Raw genomic sequence first — 18,721 nt, forward strand, 5'->3', positions numbered from 1 at the left:
AAATGACTGCGGCGCGTGGCCGAAGGACACGCGCCGCAGTCACGTCATTCTTGCCGGCGAAAATCAACGCACGGTGACCGGCGCCGGCAGCGGGGGCACCACGGTCGGCTGCGTGCCCGGAACAGGACCGGCCTGGGCGGCCAACGGCGCCGGGCCGGGCGCAGGCGCGGCCGATGCGGTCGTCGTACCTGCCGGCGGATTGCCTGGCAGCACCACCACGCGGGTGCCGACCTTGACGCGATCGAACAGGTCGGAGACGTCCTCGTTCAGCATGCCGATACAACCCGACGAGACGAACTTGCCGATCGTCGAGGGCTGGTTGGTGCCATGGATGCGGTAGACGGTCGAGCCGAGATACATCGCGCGGGCGCCGAGCGGGTTGCCGGGGCCGCCGGCCATGAAGCGTGGCAGATAGGGCTGGCGCTCGATCATTTCCGTCGGCGGATGCCAATCCGGCCACTCCGCCTTGCGGGTGATCTTCTGTACGCCGGTCCAGGTGAAGCCGTCGCGGCCGACGCGGACGCCGTAGCGGATCGCACGGCCATTGCCGAGCACGTAATAGAGGTAGGTGTTGGGCGTATCGACCACGAGCGTGCCGGCCGGCTCCTTGGTCTGGAACGCGACCTCCTGGCGGCGCAGGTTCGGTGCGAGCTGCGCCGGCGCAGCATCGGGCTGCTCCTCCGGCGGCAGCGAAGCGATCGTCATCGGCCGGCCATCGGCGCCGACAGGCGGCTGGCCGGCCTGAACCGTTCCGGTCGCGGCGGGGCCGCCAACGGCCTCGGGCGGACGCAGGCCATCATTGGCGGGCGCGTGGGCCGGGCGATCGGCATAGATCACCGGTGGCGGGCCGGCAGGACGGCCGTAGCGCGGATCGTCGGGCGACATCACCGGGCCCTGCGGCTGTGCCGCTGAATACGCCGGGGCGCCGGCCGGGCGGCCATAACGCGGATCGTCGGGCGACATCACCGGCCCCTGCGGCTGTGCCGCTGAATACGCCGGGGCGCCGGCCGGGCGGCCATAACGCGGATCGTCGGGCGACATCACCGGCCCCTGCGGCTGCGCGGCTGAATACGCCGGCGCGCCAGCCGGGCGCCCGTAGCGCGGATCATCCGGCGACATGATCGGACCGCTGGGACCCGGCGGCGGCAGCGAGGCCTGCGGCATGACGTCGTCGTCATCGTCCAGCGCGTCGAAATTCGGGGTGCGGTCGCCGGGCCGATATTCGGCCGGCGCGCCATAGCTCGGCGCCTGCTGGACCGGATAGCTCTGAGCCTGCACGAGCGAGGTTCCCGCCGCAGCGACTGTTGCGGCAGCGCATATCGTCAGAAAGTGTTTGATCATCATCGCTCTTGTATAGCCCCCGGGCCCCGTCCGAGCCGTCAACGGCCAGATGACCGAAGATCGCGGCACATTCAAGACATATCAGGGTTATTTGCGCCGGATTTGCCGATTTGTGATCCGCAAGCCGACCGTTGCCCCGTTGCATCACGGGGCGGAAATCGCCTCACCCCGTCAATTGCCGGAGTCTTCCGCCCCGAATTTTAGGGAACGGCGCGGAGGCGTTGCGATATGGTCGAATCAGCCTGATTCGCCACCGCTTTGAGCTCCGATCCCGCGTGGCGAACGCGGCAATCAGTACCGTCACCGCGTTCAGATGGCTCATGGGCCCCGGCACCGCCGTCGGGGCGGAAATTCGCAACCCGTCCGATGCTTCCCGGCTTTCGCTTCCTGCTTGCCGCGATCCTGCTGTCAACCTCCATCCTGGTGTTCGGCCTAGGCGCCGCCGCGCTGCTGCGGGCGACCCATGAGCAATATGTCAGCAACCCCTCCTGGCGGAACGGCCCGCAGGAGAAGGTGTTCGCGCAAGCCTCCGAGCCCGCGCAGCCGGTGCTCGCGGTTTTGCGGGCCGAGCCGGAGCTGCCCGCCGAGACCACGCCATCGCTCCGCGACCAGGTTCCGACCATCGCTCTGCCCATGAGCGAGCCCGAACAGGTTGCCGCGCTGACGACCGCGCCCGACGTTCAGCCTGAGGCCGCCGCGCCCCCGGCTGAAGTGCCGGACATCGAGCCAGCCAAGCCCGAACCGACCGTGGCGGCCGCAACGCCGGCTTCCACCGACACGCTGACCCCCGCCGACACCACGGCCGCGATCCCCGAGGCCCAGCCTGCCGCAACCGCCAGCGAGCCGGCACCGGCTGACCCCGCCCTCGCGGCCTCGGCCATCGATGTCGCCTCCGCAAGACTCGCCGCGCTGAACGCCGCCGCGGCCACGAACGAAGCGCCGGCGAAGGCCAAGGCCGAGAGCAGCAAGTCGGACGGCAAGGCAACCAAGCGCAAGGCAAAGGCCAAGAAGCGCCACCGCGTGGTCCGGCGTCCGCCGCCTCAGCAGTTGCAGCAGCAGCTCGATCCGTTCCGTCAGCAGCAGCCGGCTTTCGCAACAACGACGACCGCACGCACGCGGTGATTTCTTCGCCTCTCCCCCGCAAGCGGGGCGAGGGAGCGTACCGTCATTGCGGCGTTACGCCGGCCCGGTCGCGATCGGCGGGCCGTTTTCCTGACCCCATTCCGACCATGAGCCGTCGTACAGCGCGGTGTCGGTGATCCCCAGGCGATAGAGCGCGAGTGTGAGCACGCCGGCGGAGACGCCGGAGCCGCAGCTCGTCACGATCGGCGCATCGAGCTTGACGCCGGCATTCGTGAAGGCGGCGCGCAGATCCTCGAGCGGCTTCATCTCGCCGGTCGCGGCATCGAACAGCTGGTTGTAAGGCACGTTGCGCGCGCCGGGGATGTGGCCGGAGCGGATGCCCGCGCGCGGCTCGGGCGCGCGGCCCTCGAAGCGGTCGGCGGCGCGTGCATCGATCACCTGCTCGGCGCGGCTTTCGACGTTGGCGACCAATTGCTGCATGCTGCGCACGCGCTTTGGATCGTAGCTCGCCTTGAAGGTTGCGGGCTTCGGCTTCACCTCGCCGCTCTCGACGGGACGCCCCTCGGCGCGCCACTTCTTCAGCCCGCCATTGAGGATGCGCACATTATTGTGGCCGAAGGCGAGGAACATCCACCAGGCGCGGGGCGCGGCAACCCAGCCGCCGGCATCGTAGAGCACGACGGTGTCGCTATTTCCGATGCCGAGATTGCCGATGTCGCGGCCGAACTGCTCGGCGCTCGGATACATGTGCGGCAGCGGATTGGAATGATCCGACACCGCATCGACGTCGAAGAAGACAGCCCCGGGCAGATGCGCGGCGAGATAGTCGTCCTTCGGCAGCGGCAGCACGCCCGGCAATTTGAAGCTGGCGTCGAGGATCCTGACGTCGGCGTCGCTGATGTGAGCGGCAAGCCATTCGGTGGAGACGAGGGGGTCGGTGGCGGTGGTCATTGGCTTTTCCTTGTCATTCCGGGCGCGCAGCGCGAGTGAGATTGAAGCAGCGCGCGTCAAACTCTGCGTCATCGTCCGGCTTGTCCGGGCGATCCAGTATTCCAGAGACGGTTGTGGTTGAGCCGAGAGGCCGCGGCGTACTGGATTCCCCGCTTTCGCGGGGAATGACAGCGGAGATCGGAGCGGCAGCGAAGCACCGCTCACCCCTTCTTCTTCGGCTCCCACGGCTCCGTCGGCCCGCCGGCATCGCGCCAGGCGGCGTAGCCGCCGGCGATGTGGGCGACGGGCTTTAAGCCCATGTCCTGTGCGGTCTTGGCGGCGAGCGCGGAACGCAAGCCACCGGCGCAGTGGAAGACGAACTTCTTGTCCTCCTGGAAGATCGGCTTCGCATAGGGGCTCTGCGGATCGATCCAGAATTCGAGCATGCCGCGCGTGCAGGCGAACGCGCCGGGAATGCGGCCGTCGCGCTCGATCTCGCGCGGATCGCGGATGTCGACGATGACGACGTCGCCATTCTTGGAGATCTCGATGGCGTCCTTGGCGGTGAGCGTCTCGATCTCCGCATTGGCCTCGTCGATCAGCGCCTTGATCCCGCGGGTGATGTTTTGGGGCATGTGGTTCTCCCTCTTGTTACGACGCCATTCCGGACGAGCTGCCGGAGGTGGAGGTTACCTCTCCCGCTTGCGGGAGAGGTCGCGGAGCGAAGCGACGCGGGTGAGGGCTCTCTCCTCTAGGGGAGCGTCGCTTGTGGAGAAACCCTCTCCCCGACCCTCCCCCGCAAGCGGGGGAGGGAGCGCAGTCCCGTCGCCGACAGAGCCGGACCTAAGTGTGCATCAGTGCGTCAATTCCTTCATCGCACTCTCCAGCCCCTCGATCGTGATCGGGTACATGCGGCCCGCGAAGATGCGCTTGATGATGGTGGTCGATTCCGAATAGTCCCAGTGCTTCTGCTGCACCGGGTTCAGCCACACCGCGTGCGGATAGGTGCGGATGATGCGGTCGAGCCAGATCGAGCCCGGCTCCTCGTTGACGTGCTCGACCGAGCCGCCGGGCACCATGATCTCGTAAGGCGACATCGAGGCATCTCCGACGAACACGACCTTGTAGTCGTGCGGGTATTTGTGCAGCACGTCCCAGGTCGGCGTGCGGTCGGTGAAGCGGCGCTTGTTCTGCTTCCACACGCCCTCATAGAGGCAGTTGTGGAAGTAGAAATACTCCATGTGCTTGAACTCGCTCTTTGCCGCCGAGAACAGCTCCTCGACCTGCTCGATATGGGCATCCATCGAGCCGCCGATATCGAAGAACACCAGGAGCTTCACCGCGTTGCGCCGCTCGGGACGCATGTGCACGTCGAGATAGCCGTGATTGGCGGTCTCGCGAATGGTGGTGTCGAGATCGAGCTCGTCGGGCGCACCGGTGCGGGCGAATTTGCGCAGGCGCCGCAGCGCCACCTTGATGTTGCGGATGCCGAGCTCGACATTGCCGTCGAGGTCCTTGAACTCGCGCTTGTCCCACACCTTCACCGCGCGGTTGTTGCGGTTCTTTTCCTGGCCGATGCGTACGCCTTCAGGGTTATAGCCGTGGGCGCCGAACGGCGAGGTGCCTGCCGTGCCGATCCACTTGGAGCCGCCCTGGTGACGGCCCTTCTGCTCCTCGAGGCGCTTCTTCAAGGTCTCCATGAGCTTGTCCCAGCCCATGGCCTCGATCTGCTTCTTCTCTTCTTCCGTCAGATACTTCTCGGCGAGCTTCTTCAGCCACTCCTCGGGGATCTCCGCCTTCTCCATGGCGTCGAGCAGGCTTTCCAGCCCCTTGAAGACCGTGCCGAAGACGCGATCGAACTTGTCGAGGTTGCGCTCGTCCTTCACCAGGGAGGCGCGCGACAGATAGTAGAAATTCTCGACCGTGTAGTCCGCGAGGTCAGCGTCGAGCGCCTCCATCAGCGTGAGGTATTCGCGCAGCGTCACGGGGACCTGCGCGTCGCGCAGAGAGGTGAAGAATTGCAGGAACATGGGTGACAGATTGCCCGTCAGGTGGCGAACGTCAAGGGGCGCAGCCTGCCGCCGAGGTCTGGACCGAGGAGCTTTTTGCTCTAGAATTGGACCTGATGAGCCTTGGTTTTGGGGGCATTTGCCATGGGAATTCTCGCAGCACTGATCATCGGCGCGATCGCCGGCTGGCTTGCCGGCAAGATTGTCCACGGGGCGGGATTTGGCCTGATCGGAAACATCGTGGTCGGCATCATCGGCGCGCTGGTCGCAAGTTGGGTGCTGCCGCAGCTTCACATCGAGCTCGCCACCGGCACGATCGGCGCCATCGTCGATGCCACGATCGGGGCAGTGATTGTGCTGGTGATCCTTTCGCTGATAAGACGGGCCTGAAAGCCTGACCGAACCAGGAACGGCCGCCGCGTGCGGCCGTTCCCATGTCGCGACCGGGGCCATGAAATTGGCCATGTCCCGGCCGACGACCAACAAGGACGCGCAATGAAATTTTCCGGCACCAAGGACTATGTTGCGACCGACGATCTCAAGGTCGCCGTCAACGCCTCGATCGTGCTCGAGCGCCCGCTGCTGGTGAAGGGCGAGCCCGGCACCGGCAAGACCGTGCTGGCGGAGGAAGTGGCGAAAGCGCTGAACGCGCCGCTGCTCACCTGGCACATCAAGTCCACCACCAAGGCGCAGCAGGGCCTCTACGAATACGACGCGGTGTCGCGCCTGCGCGACAGCCAGCTCGGCGATGCCCGCGTGTCCGACATCAGGAACTACATCAAGCGCGGCAAGCTGTGGGAAGCTTTCACCAGCGAGCAGCGCCCGGTGCTGCTGATCGACGAGATCGACAAGGCCGACATCGAATTCCCCAACGATTTGCTGCTCGAGCTCGACCGCATGGAATTCCACGTCTACGAGACCGGCGAGACGATCAAGGCCAAGCAGCGCCCGATCATGATGATCACCTCCAACAACGAGAAGGAGCTGCCGGACGCCTTCCTGCGCCGCTGCTTCTTCCACTACATCAAATTCCCCGACGCCGACACGATGAGCCGCATCGTCGACGTCCACTTCCCCGGCATCAAGAAGCGCCTGGTCGAGGAAGCCTTGCGCATCTTCTTCGAGGTGCGCGAAGTGCCGGGGTTGAAGAAGAAGCCATCGACCTCCGAGCTGCTCGACTGGCTCAAGCTGCTGCTCAACGAGGACATGAGCGCCGAGCAACTGCGCGAACGCGATCCGCGCAAACTGATCCCGCCGCTGCACGGCGCACTGCTGAAGAACGAGCAGGATGTGCATCTGTTCGAGCGGCTGGCGTTTTTGAGCCGAAGGGAAGTGTAGGCCGCTCATGTCCCGGACGCGCTGCAGCGTGAAACGCTGCTGCGCAGAGCCGACCCAGGGGCCACACGGTGCAATACAGCGACATGAGCCCCGGCTCTGCAGCGCACCGCAACGGCGCTGCGCTGCGTCCGGGGCACGAGAGTGGAATGTGACGCACACGCTCTCTCCACGTCATTGCGAGCACAGCGACTTCGTCGCGAGGGCTCCTCGCAATGACGGAGCAAGCGGCATCGCGACCGTTCTCCAACTCGCACCAGAATCACAGACACACCTTCGCGGCCTCGCGGCGCATCACGCCCGAGCTTTGCTTCATCTCTCGCTCCCTCTGCAAACAGGAGGGCGCAGGGAAGGCCGGGTGCCGGCGGCACCCGCGGTCTGCTGTGCGCGTGTAGCGCAAAAGAGACCGCACAACAGCATACAGGTGAAGCCGAACACACGGCCTTCCCTGCGCAGTGGTCGGACGGCTTATGCCGTGCTCTCCCGGGAGCCGAATTCCCTCTGGCCTCCCTCACCCTCACAGAAGTCGCCGGCAGCGCGCCGGTTGACGCGACTGCCGCATCCGCAAGAGCTTGACCGTAGCAACGACGGCCAGGACCACACGGTTTTGCCGTACGCGTTCAGCGCCGCTCGTCCGCACGAAGCCTCGGGCTCACGGAGAGCAATCCGCCCTGCCCCTGACATCTCGCACACGACGCTGCCGCATCCACCGCAACCCGGCCCGCGTTTCGAACGACTCGCGAACCGCCCCTCTTCGTCGGGCCGGGCTGCCGCATCTTATGCTTCAATTCCGAATTTCGGTAAAGCGGAATATTTTTGCGGGAAGGGGTTGACGGCGTGCGGGGTGTTTTGCCCGACGGGACCACGGCTCGGCACACTCTCGTGTCCCGGACGCGCTGCAGCGTGCAACGCTGCTGCGCAGAGCCGGACCCAGAGGCGACATGGTACAATGCGGTGACATGGGCCCCAGCTCTGCAGCGCACCACGCCGCGAAGAGGCGGCACGCTGCGCTGCGTCCGGGGCACGCGAGCGCAGGGTACCGGCCGACTTTGGCCTCACGCTACCGCGGTGTCCGGAATCCTTGCGGCTTCCATCGGTTGCTTGCCCCGGATCAAATCCGAGGCGCGGTCGGCGATCATCATCGTCGACGCGTTCAAATTGGCCGAGATCATCCGCGGCATCACCGAGGCGTCGATGACGCGAAGGCCTTCGAGGCCATGGACGCGGAGGTGGTCGTCGACGACGGCCCAGGTCGAGTCCGCCGGGCCCATGCGGCAGGTGCAGCCGGGGTGGAAGGTGGTGGTGCCGCGCTGGGTGGCGGCTGCTAAGAATTCGTCGTCGGTGTTGACGTTGGGGCCGGGGAAATCCTCATAGGCGTAATAGGGCGAGAGCGGCGCGGACTTCAAAAGGCGACGCGCGAGCTTCATGCCGGCAACGATGACGCGGCGGTCGAGCTCGGCGTCGAGATAGTTGGTCTGGATGATCGGCGGCGCGAACGGATCGTTGGAGCGGATGCGGACATAGCCGCGGCTCTCCGGGCGCTGCTGCCAGGAGGCCACGGTCATGCCGGGCTCGTCCTCGAGCTGGCCCTGCACGCCCTCCTTGTAGGACGCCGGCGTGAAGGTGAGCTGGAGGTCGGAGCTCTCCGCGCTCTCGCCGGAGTGCCAGAAGCAATAGACCATGGTCGGCGAGAGCGACAGCAGGCCGCGGCGCGCGGTGGCCCATTTCATCGCCTCGACCCAGAGACGCCAGCCGCGACGGAGCTCGTTGATGGTCTTGATATCCTTGACTCGCGCCACCGTGCGCGGGGCGTAATGGTCCTGCAGGCCCTCGCCGACCGGAAGCGCGTGACGTACCGCGATGCCGTGCTGCTGCAACAGATCAGGCGAGCCTATCCCGGAGAGCTGCAGGAGCTGCGGCGAATTGTAGGTGCCGCCGGAAAGGATCACTTCCTTGTTGGCACGCACTTCCACCGGCTGGCCGCCGCGGCCACCCTTGCTGTAGCGCACGCCGACGGCGCGCTTGCCTTCGAAGACGATCTCGGTCGCGTGCGCATGCGTATGCACATGCACATTGGGCCGCTTCATCGCGGGCCTAAGGAACGCGGTCGCGGCGGAGACGCGCAGGCCGTTGTTGATGGTGCGCTGGCAGTAGGAAACGCCTTCCTGGGTCTTGCCGTTGTAGTCGGGGTTGCGGGGAATGCCGAGCGAGACCGCGCCTTCCATGAAGGCCTCGCAGAGCGGATCGCGCCAGTCCATGGTGGTGACCGTGAGGCTGCCCTCGCGGCCGCGATAGAGCGCCTCGCCCTCGCCGACCCGCCTCTCCAGCCGGCGGAAGTAAGGCAGCACGTCGGCATAGCCCCAGCCGCGATTGCCCATCTGCGCCCAGGTGTCGAAATCCATGCGCTGGCCGCGATTGTAGATGTGGCCGTTGATCGAGGACGAGCCGCCGAGCGTCTTGCCGCGCGGCGCATAGATGCTGCGGCCGCCGGTGTAAGGGCCGGGCTCCTGCTGGTAGGCCCAGTTGATGCTCTTCATGTGGAAGGTCTTGATGAAGCCGGCCGGCAGATGGATGTAGGGATGCCAGTCGGAAGGGCCCGCCTCGAGCACGCAGACGCTGACATTCGGATCTTCGCTGAGCCGGCTGGCGAGCACGCAGCCGGCAGAGCCCGCGCCGACGATCACATAGTCGAATCTATCCATGGTGCCTCGGCCGCTCCTAGCGCGGCTTTTCATTGAGTTGATAGTTCAAATGCGTTTTCACCGTCGGCCATTCGGCGGCGGTGATGCTGTAGACCACGGTGTCGCGCAGCGTGCCGTTCGGCGCCACCTGGTGGCTGCGCAAAATGCCGTCCTGCTTGGCGCCGAGACGCTCGATGGCGCGGCGGCTCTGGTGGTTGAAGAAATGCGTGCGGAACTCGACCGCAATGCAGCTGAGTGCCTCGAAGGCGTGGGTGAGCAGCAGCAGCTTGCATTGGGTGTTGAGCGGGCCACGCTGCGCGCTCTTCGCGTACCAGGTCGAGCCGATCTCGACGCGTCGGTTGGCGGCATCGATGTTCATGTAGGTGGTCTGGCCGACGATCCTGCCGGCGGCATCGAACACAGTGAAGGGCAGCATCGAGCCCGCGGCCTGGAGACCGAGACGGCGGTCGATCTCCTTGGCGACGTTCTCCGGCGTCGGGATCGCGGTGTACCAGATCGTGTAGAGTTCGCCGTCCTTCACGGCCTCCATCAGCCCTTCGCGATGCGCGTGCGACAGCGGCTCGAGACGGGCGTGCTGTCCACGCAGGGTGATGGGATCAGGCCAGGGCATTGAAACTTTCTCCTACGTCATTCCGGGATGGTCCGAAGGACCAGACCCGGAATCTCGAGATTCCGGGCTCGATGCTTCGCATCGCCCCGGAATGACGATTGCGCAAGGCGCAATCGTCATTTATTCAAAAAGTTCAACGGCAAACCGCCGCGGGGCCAGTCCATGGCGATCAGCTCGCCTCTGCCCGACAACGTGATGTAGGCGGTCTTCAGCTCGGGGCCGCCGAAGGCGATGTTGGTGGTGACGCGGTCGCCGGTCGGGACCTGCTCGACCAGGGTGCCATCGGGCGCGATCACTGAGATGCAGCCGGAAACGAGCGTGGCGACGCAAACATTGCCGTTGGCTTCGACCGCGAGCGAATCGAACATCTGGTAGCCGCCGAGGCCGCAGATCGGCTTGCCCCGCTCGCCGCGATAGATCGCGTCGCGCGGCTTGAGCGTGCCGGGCGCGGACAGCTCATAGGCCCAGAGGCGGCCCGTCGGCGTCTCCGCGATATAGACCGTGTTCTCGTCTGGCGACAGCCCGATGCCGTTGGCCGGCAGCACGCCGTGCACCACCTCGACGATCTCGCTCATGCCGGGCTTGAGATAATACATGCCGCCGACATCCATCTCGCGCGCGCGGCGCTTGCCGAGATCGGAGAACCAGAGGCCCCCCTGCTTGTCGAACACAAGATCATTCGGCCCGCGCAGATCGTGCTCGCCGCATTTGGTCACGACGGTCTCGACCTTGCCGGATTGCAGGTCGACGCGCTGGATCGAGCCGCCGAGATAATCGGCAGGCTGCGGGCCCGGCATGATCATGTTGCGGGTCGGGATCCAGGAGAAGCCGCCATTGTTGCAGATGTAGATCTTGCCGTCGGGGCCGAGGGCGGCGCCGTTCGGGCCGCCCGGCACCTTGGCGACGACCTCCTTGCGGCCGTCGGGATAAATGCGCGTCAGCCGCTGGCCGCGGATCTCCACCAGCACCACCGAACCGTCCGGCATCACGACCGGCCCTTCGGGAAATTCGAGATCGGTGGCGAGAACGCGGACGTCAGACATGGGCTACCCTCCCGGCTTGCTTGTTATGGCTTGCACGGGATGTCCGGCCTCGGCCCCTCATGCAAGGTTTGCCTGAGGTTATGGCAAAGTCACCCGGGCTTGCCAAGCAAGCGGGACGGTATGCCAGCGTTGCGTGTTACTCTCGCACCGGTATCCAGATTTCGAAGCCGCCATGGCCGGTCGCGGGATCGAATTTCTCGTCATAGCGCTCGAAGTTCGGCGCGTCCGCGGCTTTCAGACCAGAGGCCGGCAGCCATTGATTCCAGATCGTATTGACGGTGCGCCGGATCGAGGCGACGTGGTCCTTGTGCGTGAACACCGCATAACGCTGCTCGGGAATGCGGATGCGACCGAAACGGCGCGGCAGGTCGGAGAAATCGGTGACCTCGACGCCGGCGATGTAGTCGAAATTGCCGGCATCATCGCCATTGCAGCAGATGCCGTAGGCGACGTTCCCGATGCGCGAGGGAATGTCGGCGACCTCCCGATTGAAGCGCTGCCACAGACCGGGGATCATGGCGCCGTTGTCGCAGGCGATGCGCTCGGCGAGACCGGCGACGAGGAAGGCTTTTGCGGTCTCGAAACGCGGCGGGGCGAGATGGTCGAGCATGGTGGAATCCATGAGGATCGGCTCCTGAAGCTTGAGGTGGCTGACACATGTCGCGGCCCGGACTGCTTCGGGCGTGGTGCCGAAATGGTCGCGGAACGCGCGGGTGAAGGCTTCGTGCGAGCCGTAATCCGCCTCCAGCGCCAGGCTGAGAATGTCCGGCGCGCCGTTCGCAAGACTGCGCGCCGCCTCCGTCAGCCGGCGTGCGCGCACGTAGCGCATCACCGGCAAGCCGGTGGCTGCGGCAAACGCGCGCACGATATGGAACCGCGACACGCCTGAGATCGCGGCGATCTCGTCGAGCGTCATCGGCTCGGCGAGATGACTCTCGATGTACCAGAGCGCGCGCTGGGCTGGGTTCATGGGTTACGGCTCTCATTCGAAGCGTGGCGATGGTGCACCGGTCACCGCTGCCCCGCTTGATCGGCATTGCTGTCCCCACATGAGGATAGTCCGGGAATAGCCACTGGCAACGTCATCGTGTTCACGGCTACACTCGTTGAAACCGCTCACCAGAAAGGGGAACCGCGTCATGGAAATCACCGATGTGCGGGCGCACCATATCCGCATCCCCTATGACGCCGGCGTCGCGAGCTTTCGCCAGGGCGCCTCCGCCATCTCCGCGCTCGACATGGTGCTGGTCGAAGTCACGACCGATGCCGGGCTGACCGGCTGGGGCGATGCCTTTGCCTATGTCTGTCCGCGCACCACGCGCAGCGCCGTCGAGGAGATGATCGCGCCGCAGGCGCGCGGGCTGAAGGTGCCCAATGCGGACGGCATCCCGGCGGCGATGGAGCAGATCCAGCGCAATCTGCATCTGTTCGGCCGCTACGGCATCACCATGTTCGCAATCTCAGGTCTCGACATCGCGCTGTGGGACCTCGCTGCGAAGATCGAGGGCGTGCCGCTGCATCGCCTGCTCGGCGAGACCAGGCGCGCGAACATTCCCGCCTATGCGAGCCTATTGCGGATCGGCTCGCCCGAGAACATCGCCGGCGAATGCAGGAAGGCGCTCGCGCTCGGCTATGGCGCCATCAAGCTGCACGAGACCACGACGCCTGCAGTCTTCGCCGCGCGCGAGGCGATCGGCCCCAACATTCCGCTGATGGTCGACATGAACTGTCCGCTCTCAGGCGAACAGGCGATCGCGTTCGCCAGGGCATGCGCGGACGCACGGCCGATGTTCCTGGAGGAGCCGGTCTGGCCGCCGGAAGACTTCGCCACGCTCGCCGACGTGCGCAGCCAGGGCGGGCTCGGCGTCGCCGCCGGCGAGAATGCCTGCACCGAATATCAATTCCGCCAGATGATGAACGCCGGCGCGGTGAGCCACGCCCAGCCGTCGGTGACGAAGGTCGGCGGCATCACGGAATTCCGCAAGGTCGCCGCAGCGGCCGACCAATTCGGTGTCAAGATCGTCCCGCACTCTCCCTACTTTGGCCCCGGCCTGCTGGCGACGCTGCATCTGCTGGCGACCCGCGACGACGGGCTGATCGAAATGTTCTATCTCAAACGCGAGGCCTGCCTCTGGGGCGGCCGCGCTGATGCCGATGCCACCGGTCATGTCGCGGTGCCGACTGGCCCCGGACTTGGTTATGAGCCCGATCGCGCGGTGATCGAACGCTATCGCTTAGCGTGATCGCGGCGGCTATTTCGCCGCATCCTTCGGCGGCGGTGCGTCCTGCTTCTTCGTCACATCCTCGGCGATCTTGCTCTGCGCGGCCTGGAGATCGCCGAGCGTCTTCTGCAGGCCGGCGAGGCTCGTCTTCAGCGCGTCGATCTGACGATTTGCCGCATCGAGCTTCTGCTGATGATCGAGGATGAGCTTGGTGATCGTCTTCTGAAGGAAGTCGACATTGCTCTGCAGGCAGCTGGTGCGCCGCTCCATGCTCTTCTCGACTGTGCAGATCTCGATACCGGGCACGTCCTGCGCGCCGGCCGGCGCAATCGCCAGCGCGGCGAGCAGCAAGATCGCGAAACAAACGCCGGCATTTCGATGCAGCATGAAAGGTTCCTATCAAATCGATCACGTCAATGTGCGCTGTTTGCGCGCGGCCGCGGGACGCTACCACACTCGTACCGCATTCTCGCGTTGAGCTTACGTCTGTTCCCTCGGACGGGAACGATGATCCGCGCGCGGAGGAAGTGGGCGCTCTTTCGCGGCTTTGTTTAGGGGAGATTTTTCGAATGGCAACGCGCGATAGACGTCTGGCGGAATTCGACGGCGCCGGAGAACCGCCACCCGGCCTGCCGGTTGAAGTCTTGTGCGAGGACCACAGCGGAACGTATCAACTGCCGTTCGCCTGCCGCTACGTCGAGGGACGCTGGCAGAACCATGAGGCCGGTATCGCGGTGGAAGCCACCGTGATCGGCTGGCGCCTGCCACGCGTGAAGCATAGCGGCGTGGCCTGACCGGACCGCGCCTGTCTCAAAACGCAACGGGGCCGCGCTCCGTTTTTAACCAACGGAACGCGGCCCGAACGAATCACGTCCGAATCAGCTGAAAGGTTCCGTACGCAGCTGTTCACGGCTAGATGTCGCATTCAGCCCGAACCGGTATACAACATCTGCGCAACGCGTAGGCACCGCCGAGCTGATGGCAGGCGCCAAACGTTAACGGCTTCAAGGACATGACCGCCAGAGGGCGGTAGCTTGGCCCTCGCCCCCAAAACAGGCAGGGCGCCGCCGCTCCTGCCTAATATTCGACCTCGAGCTCCTCGATCTCGGCCGGCTCTTCCCGCGCCGCCGCGATCCATTCCTGCATCTCGGGCATGGCCATGATGGTATCGGCATAGGCCTTCAGCTGCGGCTCGAGCTTGACGTCATAGGTGACGAAGCGCGTCACCACGGGAGCGTACATGGCGTCCGCCATGCTGCGCCGCTCGCCGAACAGGAACGGCCCGCCGGATTTCTCCAGGCAGTCGCGCCAGATGAACCAGACGCGGTCGATGTCGGCCTGCGCGCGTGACCAGATCTTGAAGCCGGGGAAGTGCCCTTTCAGATTGACCGGCAGCGAGGCGCGCAGCGTCGTGAAGCCGGAATGGATTTCGCCCGAGATCGAGCGGCAATGCGCGCGCTGGACACGGTCGGCAGGCAATAGGCCAGCATCCGGCATCACCTCGTTGAGATATTCGGCGATCGCCAGCGTGTCCCAGACGGTGGCGCCCTCGTGCCGCAGGCACGGCACCAGGATCGAGGACGACAGCAGCAGGATCTCCGCGCGCGCCGACGGATCGTCGGGTGCGGTGACGATCTCCTCGAAATCGAGGCCGGAGAATTTCGCCAGCAGCCAGCCACGCAGCGACCACGACGAATAGTTCTTGCTGCTGATGGTCAGTGTCGCCTTCGCCATAGAGCCCTTCCCTCACGCCTGATCGCGGGCACCGCGCGGGCGTGCGCATTGCCTGTGCTTGCCGCGAAAAGAGCAGCAAGCGACGTGCCAATTTCGGGGACGGCCGCGTCCCGCTTGGCGTCGATATTGCATAGCAATAGGGGGCAACCGGGCTTTCAGTATGATGTCGATGTATTATCAGGCCTTCCAGAACCATATGGACCTGACGGCGCCGTGGCGGGCGGGGGCCTCGTCCGCGCTCAAATTCCTCAATCTGGTGCCGCAGGGCCTGTCGGATCAGGTGGTCGGCCGGCTCTCGGCGGCGCTGGAGCTGATCTCGCGCGCCACCCTCACCTATGACCGCCCGGCCTACGGCATTGACAGCGTGATGGTGGGCAACCGCGAGATCGGCATCACCGAGGAGATCGCCTATGGGACGCCGTTCGGCTCGCTGCTGCATTTCAAGAAGGATGGCGCGCCCGAACAGCCGCGCATGCTGCTGGTGGCGCCGATGTCCGGCCATTTCGCCACGCTCTTGCGCGGCACGGTGAAGACGCTGCTCCAGGACCACGACGTCTACATCACCGATTGGCACAATCCGCGCGACATTCCGCGCAAGGAGGGCCGCTTCGGCCTCGACGACTACACCGAGCATCTCATCGACTTCCTGGGACAGCTCGGTCCGCGCCCGCATATGGTCGCGATCTGCCAGCCGTCGGTCTCTGCGCTCGCGGCCGCCGCGATCATGTGCGAGGACAATCACCCGTCACGTCCGGCGACACTGACGCTGATGGCCGGCCCCATCGACACGCGGATCCAGCCGACCAGGGTGAACGAGTTCGCCAAGAGCAGGCCGATCGACTGGTTCGAGCAGAACCTGATCAACTACGTGCCGGTGCAATGCCGCGGCGCGCTGCGCAAGGTCTATCCCGGCTTCGTGCAGCTCACCGCCTTCGTCTCCATGAATCTCGAGCGCCACATCAAGCAGCACATGGATCTCGCCAACCACATCGCCAAGGGCGAGAAGGAGAAGGCGGCGAGCATCAAGACCTTCTACGACGAATATTTCGCGGTGATGGACCTGCCTGCGGAGTTCTACATCGAGACCGTGCGCGACGTGTTCCAGGAGCATCTGTTGCCGCAGGGCAAGCTGATGCATCGGGGGCGTCCGGTGAACACCAAAGCCGTGAGCCGCATGGGCCTGATGACGGTCGAGGGTGAGAAGGACGACATCTGCTCGATCGGCCAGACGCTCGCCGCGCAAGACCTCTGCACCAGCGTGCGCGCCTATCGCCGCGTCCACCACATGCAGGCCGGCGTCGGCCATTACGGCGTGTTCTCCGGCAAGCGCTGGAACAACGAGATCTATCCGCTGCTGCGGGACTTCGTGCACGTTAATTCGTAAAGGGAAGCAGCAGGGTGTGCATTCTGTCCGGCGCGCTGCGGCGCCATACAACCTTGTGAGGCAGCCCGAACTCTGAGATTATGGGCCGCATGCATGACAGATCGCCATCACGACGGCAAAAGACTTCGGAAGGGCCCGCAAGCGAGGCCGCCATCTCCCGCAAAGCTCCGCCGAAATCCAAGGGCTCGGCGCGGACCGTTCGCGCTGGCGACGATGCGCTGATCGTCGAGCTCGGCAGCCGCGTGAAACGGCTGAGGACGCAGGCCGGCCTGACCCTGGAAGAATTTGCGGCGCAATCCGGCGTCAGCCGCGCGATGCTGTCCAAGGTCGAACGCGGCGAGAAGAGCCCGACGCTGGCGATCATCGTCCGGATCGCAAAGGGGCTCAACGTCTCGATGTCCACCCTGATGGGTGCCGAGCCCGATGCCGCCCAGGTTGCCGTCATCCGCAAGGCCAATCGCCTGGCCTTCAAGGACCCCGAGACCGGCTTTGAACGTCACAATTTGTCGCCGTCGCACCTCGACAACGACCTCGAATTCCTGCTGCACCGGATTCCGCCGGGCGAATCCTCGGGCGAGCTGCCGCCCTACAAGGCCCCGACCGAGAAATATCTTGTCGTCCACGAGGGCGAGTTGACGGTGCAGATGGGCGAGGCCAATTACGTGCTCGGGACCGGCGATTCCTTCTACTTCGACGTGCGCGAGCCCTACCGCTTCATCAACGCCGGCACAACGCCGTGCGCCTACTATCTTGTCATCCGCCGCCGCCGGGTCTGAGCCGGCTCTCTGCTACTGCAACGTGAATGGATTGGAGATCGCGGGCGTCGGATTGATGAAGACGCTCTTGGCCTCCAAGTATTCGTATATCGCCTCGAGCCCGTTCTCGCGACCGAGACCGGACTCCTTGAAGCCGCCGAAGGGCGACAGATAGCTCACCACGCGATAGGCGTTGACCCACACCGTGCCCGCCCGCAGCCGCTTCGGCAGCGCAAGCGCACGGGCGAGATCGGTGGTCCAGAGCCCCGCAGCGAGGCCAAACGGCGTGTCATTGGCGAGCGCCACCGCCTCGTCGTCGGAATCGAATTTGATCACGCTCAGAACCGGTCCGAACACCTCCTCGCGCGCGATTCGCATATCGTTGGTGACGTCGGCAAAGATGGTCGGCTCGACGAACCAGCCGTCGCCACATTCGGGCCGGCTCGCGCGCCGGCCGCCGAGCACGCAGCGCGCGCCCTCGGCGCTGGCGAGCTCGATGTAGTCGAGCACCTTCTGCAATTGCTGCTCGGTCGCAACCGGTCCGACATCGGTCTCGGGGCTGTTGGGATCGCCGAGGCGGGCTGCCTTCATCACCTCGACGAGACGCGCGAGAAAGACATCGTGGATCGAGGAATGCAGCAGCAGCCTCGAGCCCGCCATGCAGGTTTGCCCGCTGGCGGCGAATATCCCGGAGATGACGCCCTTGACCGCGTCTTCGATGCTGGCATCGCCGAAAACGATGTTCGGTGATTTGCCGCCGAGTTCGAGCGAAACGCGCTTGAACTGCCGCGCCGCCGCTTCATAGATGGTGCGGCCTGCCAGATTGCCGCCGGTGAAGGCGATCCGGTCGACGAAGGGATGCTCGACCAGAGTCTCGCCCGTTTCTGAGCCGAGCCCGGTCACCACATTGACCACGCCCTTGGGAAAACCGGCCTGCTCGAACAGCTCCACCAGCGCGAGCAGGGAGGCGGAGGCGTATTCGGAGGGTTTGATCACGACGCAGTTGCCGGCGGCGAGCGCAGGCGCGAGCTTCCAGACGGTGAGCAGCAGAGGCGAATTCCACGGCGTGATCGCGCCGACGACGCCGACCGGCTCGTAGGAGACGTAGTGCAGCATGCCCTTCTTGTCGGTCGGCGGCATCCGGCCTTCGATCTTGTCGGCGAGCCCACCGTAATACTGGAACCAGCGCGGCAGATATCTCATCTGCCCCAGCATCTCGACCTTGAGCTTGCCGTTGTCGCGCACTTCCAGCTCGGCCAGACGCTCCGCATTGGCCGCGATCAAGTCGCCGAGGCGATGCAGCAACAGGCCGCGATCGCTCGGATGCATGCGGGCCCAGGTCCCGCCGACAAACGCACGATTGGCGGCCTGCACGGCGCGATCGACATCCTGCGCATTGCCGCGCGGGATCACCGCCCAGGCCTTGCCCGTATAGGGGTTCTTGCTCTCCAGCCAGCGTCCCGACGCCGACTCGCACCATTCGCCGTCGATGTACATCTTGAACGCCTCGAGCTGAGGCGCGGCATCAGCTTGCGCCCCGCCTGACGAGGCCGATAAGCCTTCCGCATTCATG

The 18,721-nt window shown here is 65.2% G+C and carries 18 protein-coding genes; 7 read left to right on the top strand and 11 right to left on the bottom strand.

Annotation, left to right across the window (positions count from 1 at the left end):
• Nucleotides 1-63: 63 nt before the first annotated feature.
• Nucleotides 64-1,341 (bottom strand): L,D-transpeptidase, encoded by a 1,278-nt coding sequence (locus AC5V87_RS31675; protein ID WP_495368836.1) that lies wholly within the window; start codon nucleotides 1,339-1,341, stop codon nucleotides 64-66.
• A gap of 366 nt (nucleotides 1,342-1,707) precedes the next feature.
• On the opposite strand from AC5V87_RS31675, the gene AC5V87_RS31680 reads away from it, so the two are divergent.
• Entirely contained in the window at nucleotides 1,708-2,463 is a 756-nt protein-coding gene (locus tag AC5V87_RS31680) for a hypothetical protein (protein ID WP_495368837.1), read from the top strand.
• 54 nt (nucleotides 2,464-2,517) lie between these two features.
• On the opposite strand, the gene sseA is transcribed toward AC5V87_RS31680, so the two are convergent.
• From sseA to AC5V87_RS31695, 3 genes are all read right to left on the bottom strand, one after another.
• Nucleotides 2,518-3,375, bottom strand: coding sequence for a 3-mercaptopyruvate sulfurtransferase (gene sseA, locus AC5V87_RS31685; RefSeq protein WP_495368838.1), 858 nt, complete (start codon nucleotides 3,373-3,375; stop codon nucleotides 2,518-2,520).
• A gap of 200 nt (nucleotides 3,376-3,575) precedes the next feature.
• Entirely contained in the window at nucleotides 3,576-3,989 is a 414-nt protein-coding gene (locus tag AC5V87_RS31690) for a rhodanese-like domain-containing protein (protein ID WP_456843164.1), read from the bottom strand.
• A gap of 219 nt (nucleotides 3,990-4,208) precedes the next feature.
• Nucleotides 4,209-5,384, bottom strand: coding sequence for a vWA domain-containing protein (locus tag AC5V87_RS31695; protein WP_495368839.1), 1,176 nt, complete (start codon nucleotides 5,382-5,384; stop codon nucleotides 4,209-4,211).
• A 123-nt stretch (nucleotides 5,385-5,507) separates the two neighbouring features.
• On the opposite strand from AC5V87_RS31695, the gene AC5V87_RS31700 reads away from it, so the two are divergent.
• Nucleotides 5,508-5,753 (top strand): GlsB/YeaQ/YmgE family stress response membrane protein, encoded by a 246-nt coding sequence (locus AC5V87_RS31700; RefSeq protein ID WP_237865832.1) that lies wholly within the window; start codon nucleotides 5,508-5,510, stop codon nucleotides 5,751-5,753.
• A 105-nt stretch (nucleotides 5,754-5,858) separates the two neighbouring features.
• A complete protein-coding gene (locus AC5V87_RS31705; RefSeq protein WP_456843162.1) occupies nucleotides 5,859-6,701 on the top strand; it encodes an AAA family ATPase in 843 nt (280 codons plus the stop codon).
• A 1,052-nt stretch (nucleotides 6,702-7,753) separates the two neighbouring features.
• On the opposite strand, the gene AC5V87_RS31710 is transcribed toward AC5V87_RS31705, so the two are convergent.
• The 4 genes from AC5V87_RS31710 to AC5V87_RS31725 all read right to left on the bottom strand — a co-directional run bounded on the left by AC5V87_RS31710 (nucleotide 7,754) and on the right by AC5V87_RS31725 (nucleotide 12,023).
• On the bottom strand, nucleotides 7,754-9,400 hold the full coding sequence (locus tag AC5V87_RS31710) for a GMC family oxidoreductase (RefSeq protein WP_456843161.1): 1,647 nt from the start codon (nucleotides 9,398-9,400) through the stop codon (nucleotides 7,754-7,756).
• 16 nt (nucleotides 9,401-9,416) lie between these two features.
• Entirely contained in the window at nucleotides 9,417-10,010 is a 594-nt protein-coding gene (locus AC5V87_RS31715) for a GNAT family N-acetyltransferase (protein WP_456843160.1), read from the bottom strand.
• Between the two features lie 116 nt (nucleotides 10,011-10,126).
• Nucleotides 10,127-11,053, bottom strand: coding sequence for an SMP-30/gluconolactonase/LRE family protein (locus AC5V87_RS31720; RefSeq protein ID WP_456843159.1), 927 nt, complete (start codon nucleotides 11,051-11,053; stop codon nucleotides 10,127-10,129).
• A 136-nt stretch (nucleotides 11,054-11,189) separates the two neighbouring features.
• Entirely contained in the window at nucleotides 11,190-12,023 is an 834-nt protein-coding gene (locus AC5V87_RS31725; protein ID WP_495368840.1) for a GyrI-like domain-containing protein, read from the bottom strand.
• Nucleotides 12,024-12,192: 169 nt separating this feature from the next.
• On the opposite strand from AC5V87_RS31725, the gene AC5V87_RS31730 reads away from it, so the two are divergent.
• Nucleotides 12,193-13,296 carry a mandelate racemase/muconate lactonizing enzyme family protein gene (locus AC5V87_RS31730; protein ID WP_495368841.1) on the top strand — a complete coding sequence of 368 codons (1,104 nt, stop codon included), beginning with the start codon at nucleotides 12,193-12,195 and terminating at the stop codon, nucleotides 13,294-13,296.
• 9 nt (nucleotides 13,297-13,305) lie between these two features.
• Here the strand turns inward: AC5V87_RS31730 and AC5V87_RS31735 are convergent, their stop codons facing one another.
• Nucleotides 13,306-13,662: a hypothetical protein gene (locus AC5V87_RS31735; RefSeq protein ID WP_495368842.1), complete on the bottom strand. Its 357-nt coding sequence runs from the start codon at nucleotides 13,660-13,662 to the stop codon at nucleotides 13,306-13,308.
• A gap of 182 nt (nucleotides 13,663-13,844) precedes the next feature.
• On the opposite strand from AC5V87_RS31735, the gene AC5V87_RS31740 reads away from it, so the two are divergent.
• The gene (locus AC5V87_RS31740) at nucleotides 13,845-14,069 is read left to right on the top strand and encodes a hypothetical protein (protein ID WP_011089440.1); all 225 of its coding nucleotides are present in this window, start codon (nucleotides 13,845-13,847) and stop codon (nucleotides 14,067-14,069) included.
• Between the two features lie 283 nt (nucleotides 14,070-14,352).
• On the opposite strand, the gene AC5V87_RS31745 is transcribed toward AC5V87_RS31740, so the two are convergent.
• Nucleotides 14,353-15,009 carry a glutathione S-transferase family protein gene (locus tag AC5V87_RS31745; RefSeq protein ID WP_456843155.1) on the bottom strand — a complete coding sequence of 219 codons (657 nt, stop codon included), beginning with the start codon at nucleotides 15,007-15,009 and terminating at the stop codon, nucleotides 14,353-14,355.
• A gap of 160 nt (nucleotides 15,010-15,169) precedes the next feature.
• On the opposite strand from AC5V87_RS31745, the gene AC5V87_RS31750 reads away from it, so the two are divergent.
• Complete coding sequence (locus tag AC5V87_RS31750) at nucleotides 15,170-16,393, top strand: polyhydroxyalkanoate depolymerase (RefSeq protein WP_495368843.1); 1,224 nt, start codon at nucleotides 15,170-15,172, stop codon at nucleotides 16,391-16,393.
• An 89-nt stretch (nucleotides 16,394-16,482) separates the two neighbouring features.
• On the top strand, nucleotides 16,483-17,169 hold the full coding sequence (locus AC5V87_RS31755) for a helix-turn-helix domain-containing protein (RefSeq protein WP_495368844.1): 687 nt from the start codon (nucleotides 16,483-16,485) through the stop codon (nucleotides 17,167-17,169).
• Between the two features lie 12 nt (nucleotides 17,170-17,181).
• On the opposite strand, the gene AC5V87_RS31760 is transcribed toward AC5V87_RS31755, so the two are convergent.
• A complete protein-coding gene (locus AC5V87_RS31760; protein WP_456843152.1) occupies nucleotides 17,182-18,720 on the bottom strand; it encodes an aldehyde dehydrogenase in 1,539 nt (512 codons plus the stop codon).
• Between the last annotated feature and the right edge of the window lies 1 nt (nucleotide 18,721).

Source organism: Bradyrhizobium sp. SOJA106 (genome assembly GCF_059448745.1).

What these genes read in the sequence shown, in the direction of transcription:
- AC5V87_RS31750 (WP_495368843.1), top strand. Translation starts at nt 15,170, where the DNA reads ATGATGTCGATGTATTATCAGGCCTTCCAGAACCATATGGACCTGACG.
- AC5V87_RS31675 (WP_495368836.1), bottom strand. Translation starts at nt 1,341, where the DNA reads ATGATCAAACACTTTCTGACGATATGCGCTGCCGCAACAGTCGCTGCG.
- AC5V87_RS31735 (WP_495368842.1), bottom strand. Translation starts at nt 13,662, where the DNA reads ATGCTGCATCGAAATGCCGGCGTTTGTTTCGCGATCTTGCTGCTCGCC.
- AC5V87_RS31740 (WP_011089440.1), top strand. Translation starts at nt 13,845, where the DNA reads ATGGCAACGCGCGATAGACGTCTGGCGGAATTCGACGGCGCCGGAGAA.
- AC5V87_RS31730 (WP_495368841.1), top strand. Translation starts at nt 12,193, where the DNA reads ATGGAAATCACCGATGTGCGGGCGCACCATATCCGCATCCCCTATGAC.
- AC5V87_RS31760 (WP_456843152.1), bottom strand. Translation starts at nt 18,720, where the DNA reads ATGAATGCGGAAGGCTTATCGGCCTCGTCAGGCGGGGCGCAAGCTGAT.
- AC5V87_RS31705 (WP_456843162.1), top strand. Translation starts at nt 5,859, where the DNA reads ATGAAATTTTCCGGCACCAAGGACTATGTTGCGACCGACGATCTCAAG.
- sseA (WP_495368838.1), bottom strand. Translation starts at nt 3,375, where the DNA reads ATGACCACCGCCACCGACCCCCTCGTCTCCACCGAATGGCTTGCCGCT.
- AC5V87_RS31680 (WP_495368837.1), top strand. Translation starts at nt 1,708, where the DNA reads ATGCTTCCCGGCTTTCGCTTCCTGCTTGCCGCGATCCTGCTGTCAACC.
- AC5V87_RS31700 (WP_237865832.1), top strand. Translation starts at nt 5,508, where the DNA reads ATGGGAATTCTCGCAGCACTGATCATCGGCGCGATCGCCGGCTGGCTT.
- AC5V87_RS31755 (WP_495368844.1), top strand. Translation starts at nt 16,483, where the DNA reads ATGCATGACAGATCGCCATCACGACGGCAAAAGACTTCGGAAGGGCCC.
- AC5V87_RS31710 (WP_456843161.1), bottom strand. Translation starts at nt 9,400, where the DNA reads ATGGATAGATTCGACTATGTGATCGTCGGCGCGGGCTCTGCCGGCTGC.
- AC5V87_RS31715 (WP_456843160.1), bottom strand. Translation starts at nt 10,010, where the DNA reads ATGCCCTGGCCTGATCCCATCACCCTGCGTGGACAGCACGCCCGTCTC.
- AC5V87_RS31745 (WP_456843155.1), bottom strand. Translation starts at nt 15,009, where the DNA reads ATGGCGAAGGCGACACTGACCATCAGCAGCAAGAACTATTCGTCGTGG.
- AC5V87_RS31695 (WP_495368839.1), bottom strand. Translation starts at nt 5,384, where the DNA reads ATGTTCCTGCAATTCTTCACCTCTCTGCGCGACGCGCAGGTCCCCGTG.
- AC5V87_RS31720 (WP_456843159.1), bottom strand. Translation starts at nt 11,053, where the DNA reads ATGTCTGACGTCCGCGTTCTCGCCACCGATCTCGAATTTCCCGAAGGG.
- AC5V87_RS31690 (WP_456843164.1), bottom strand. Translation starts at nt 3,989, where the DNA reads ATGCCCCAAAACATCACCCGCGGGATCAAGGCGCTGATCGACGAGGCC.
- AC5V87_RS31725 (WP_495368840.1), bottom strand. Translation starts at nt 12,023, where the DNA reads ATGAACCCAGCCCAGCGCGCGCTCTGGTACATCGAGAGTCATCTCGCC.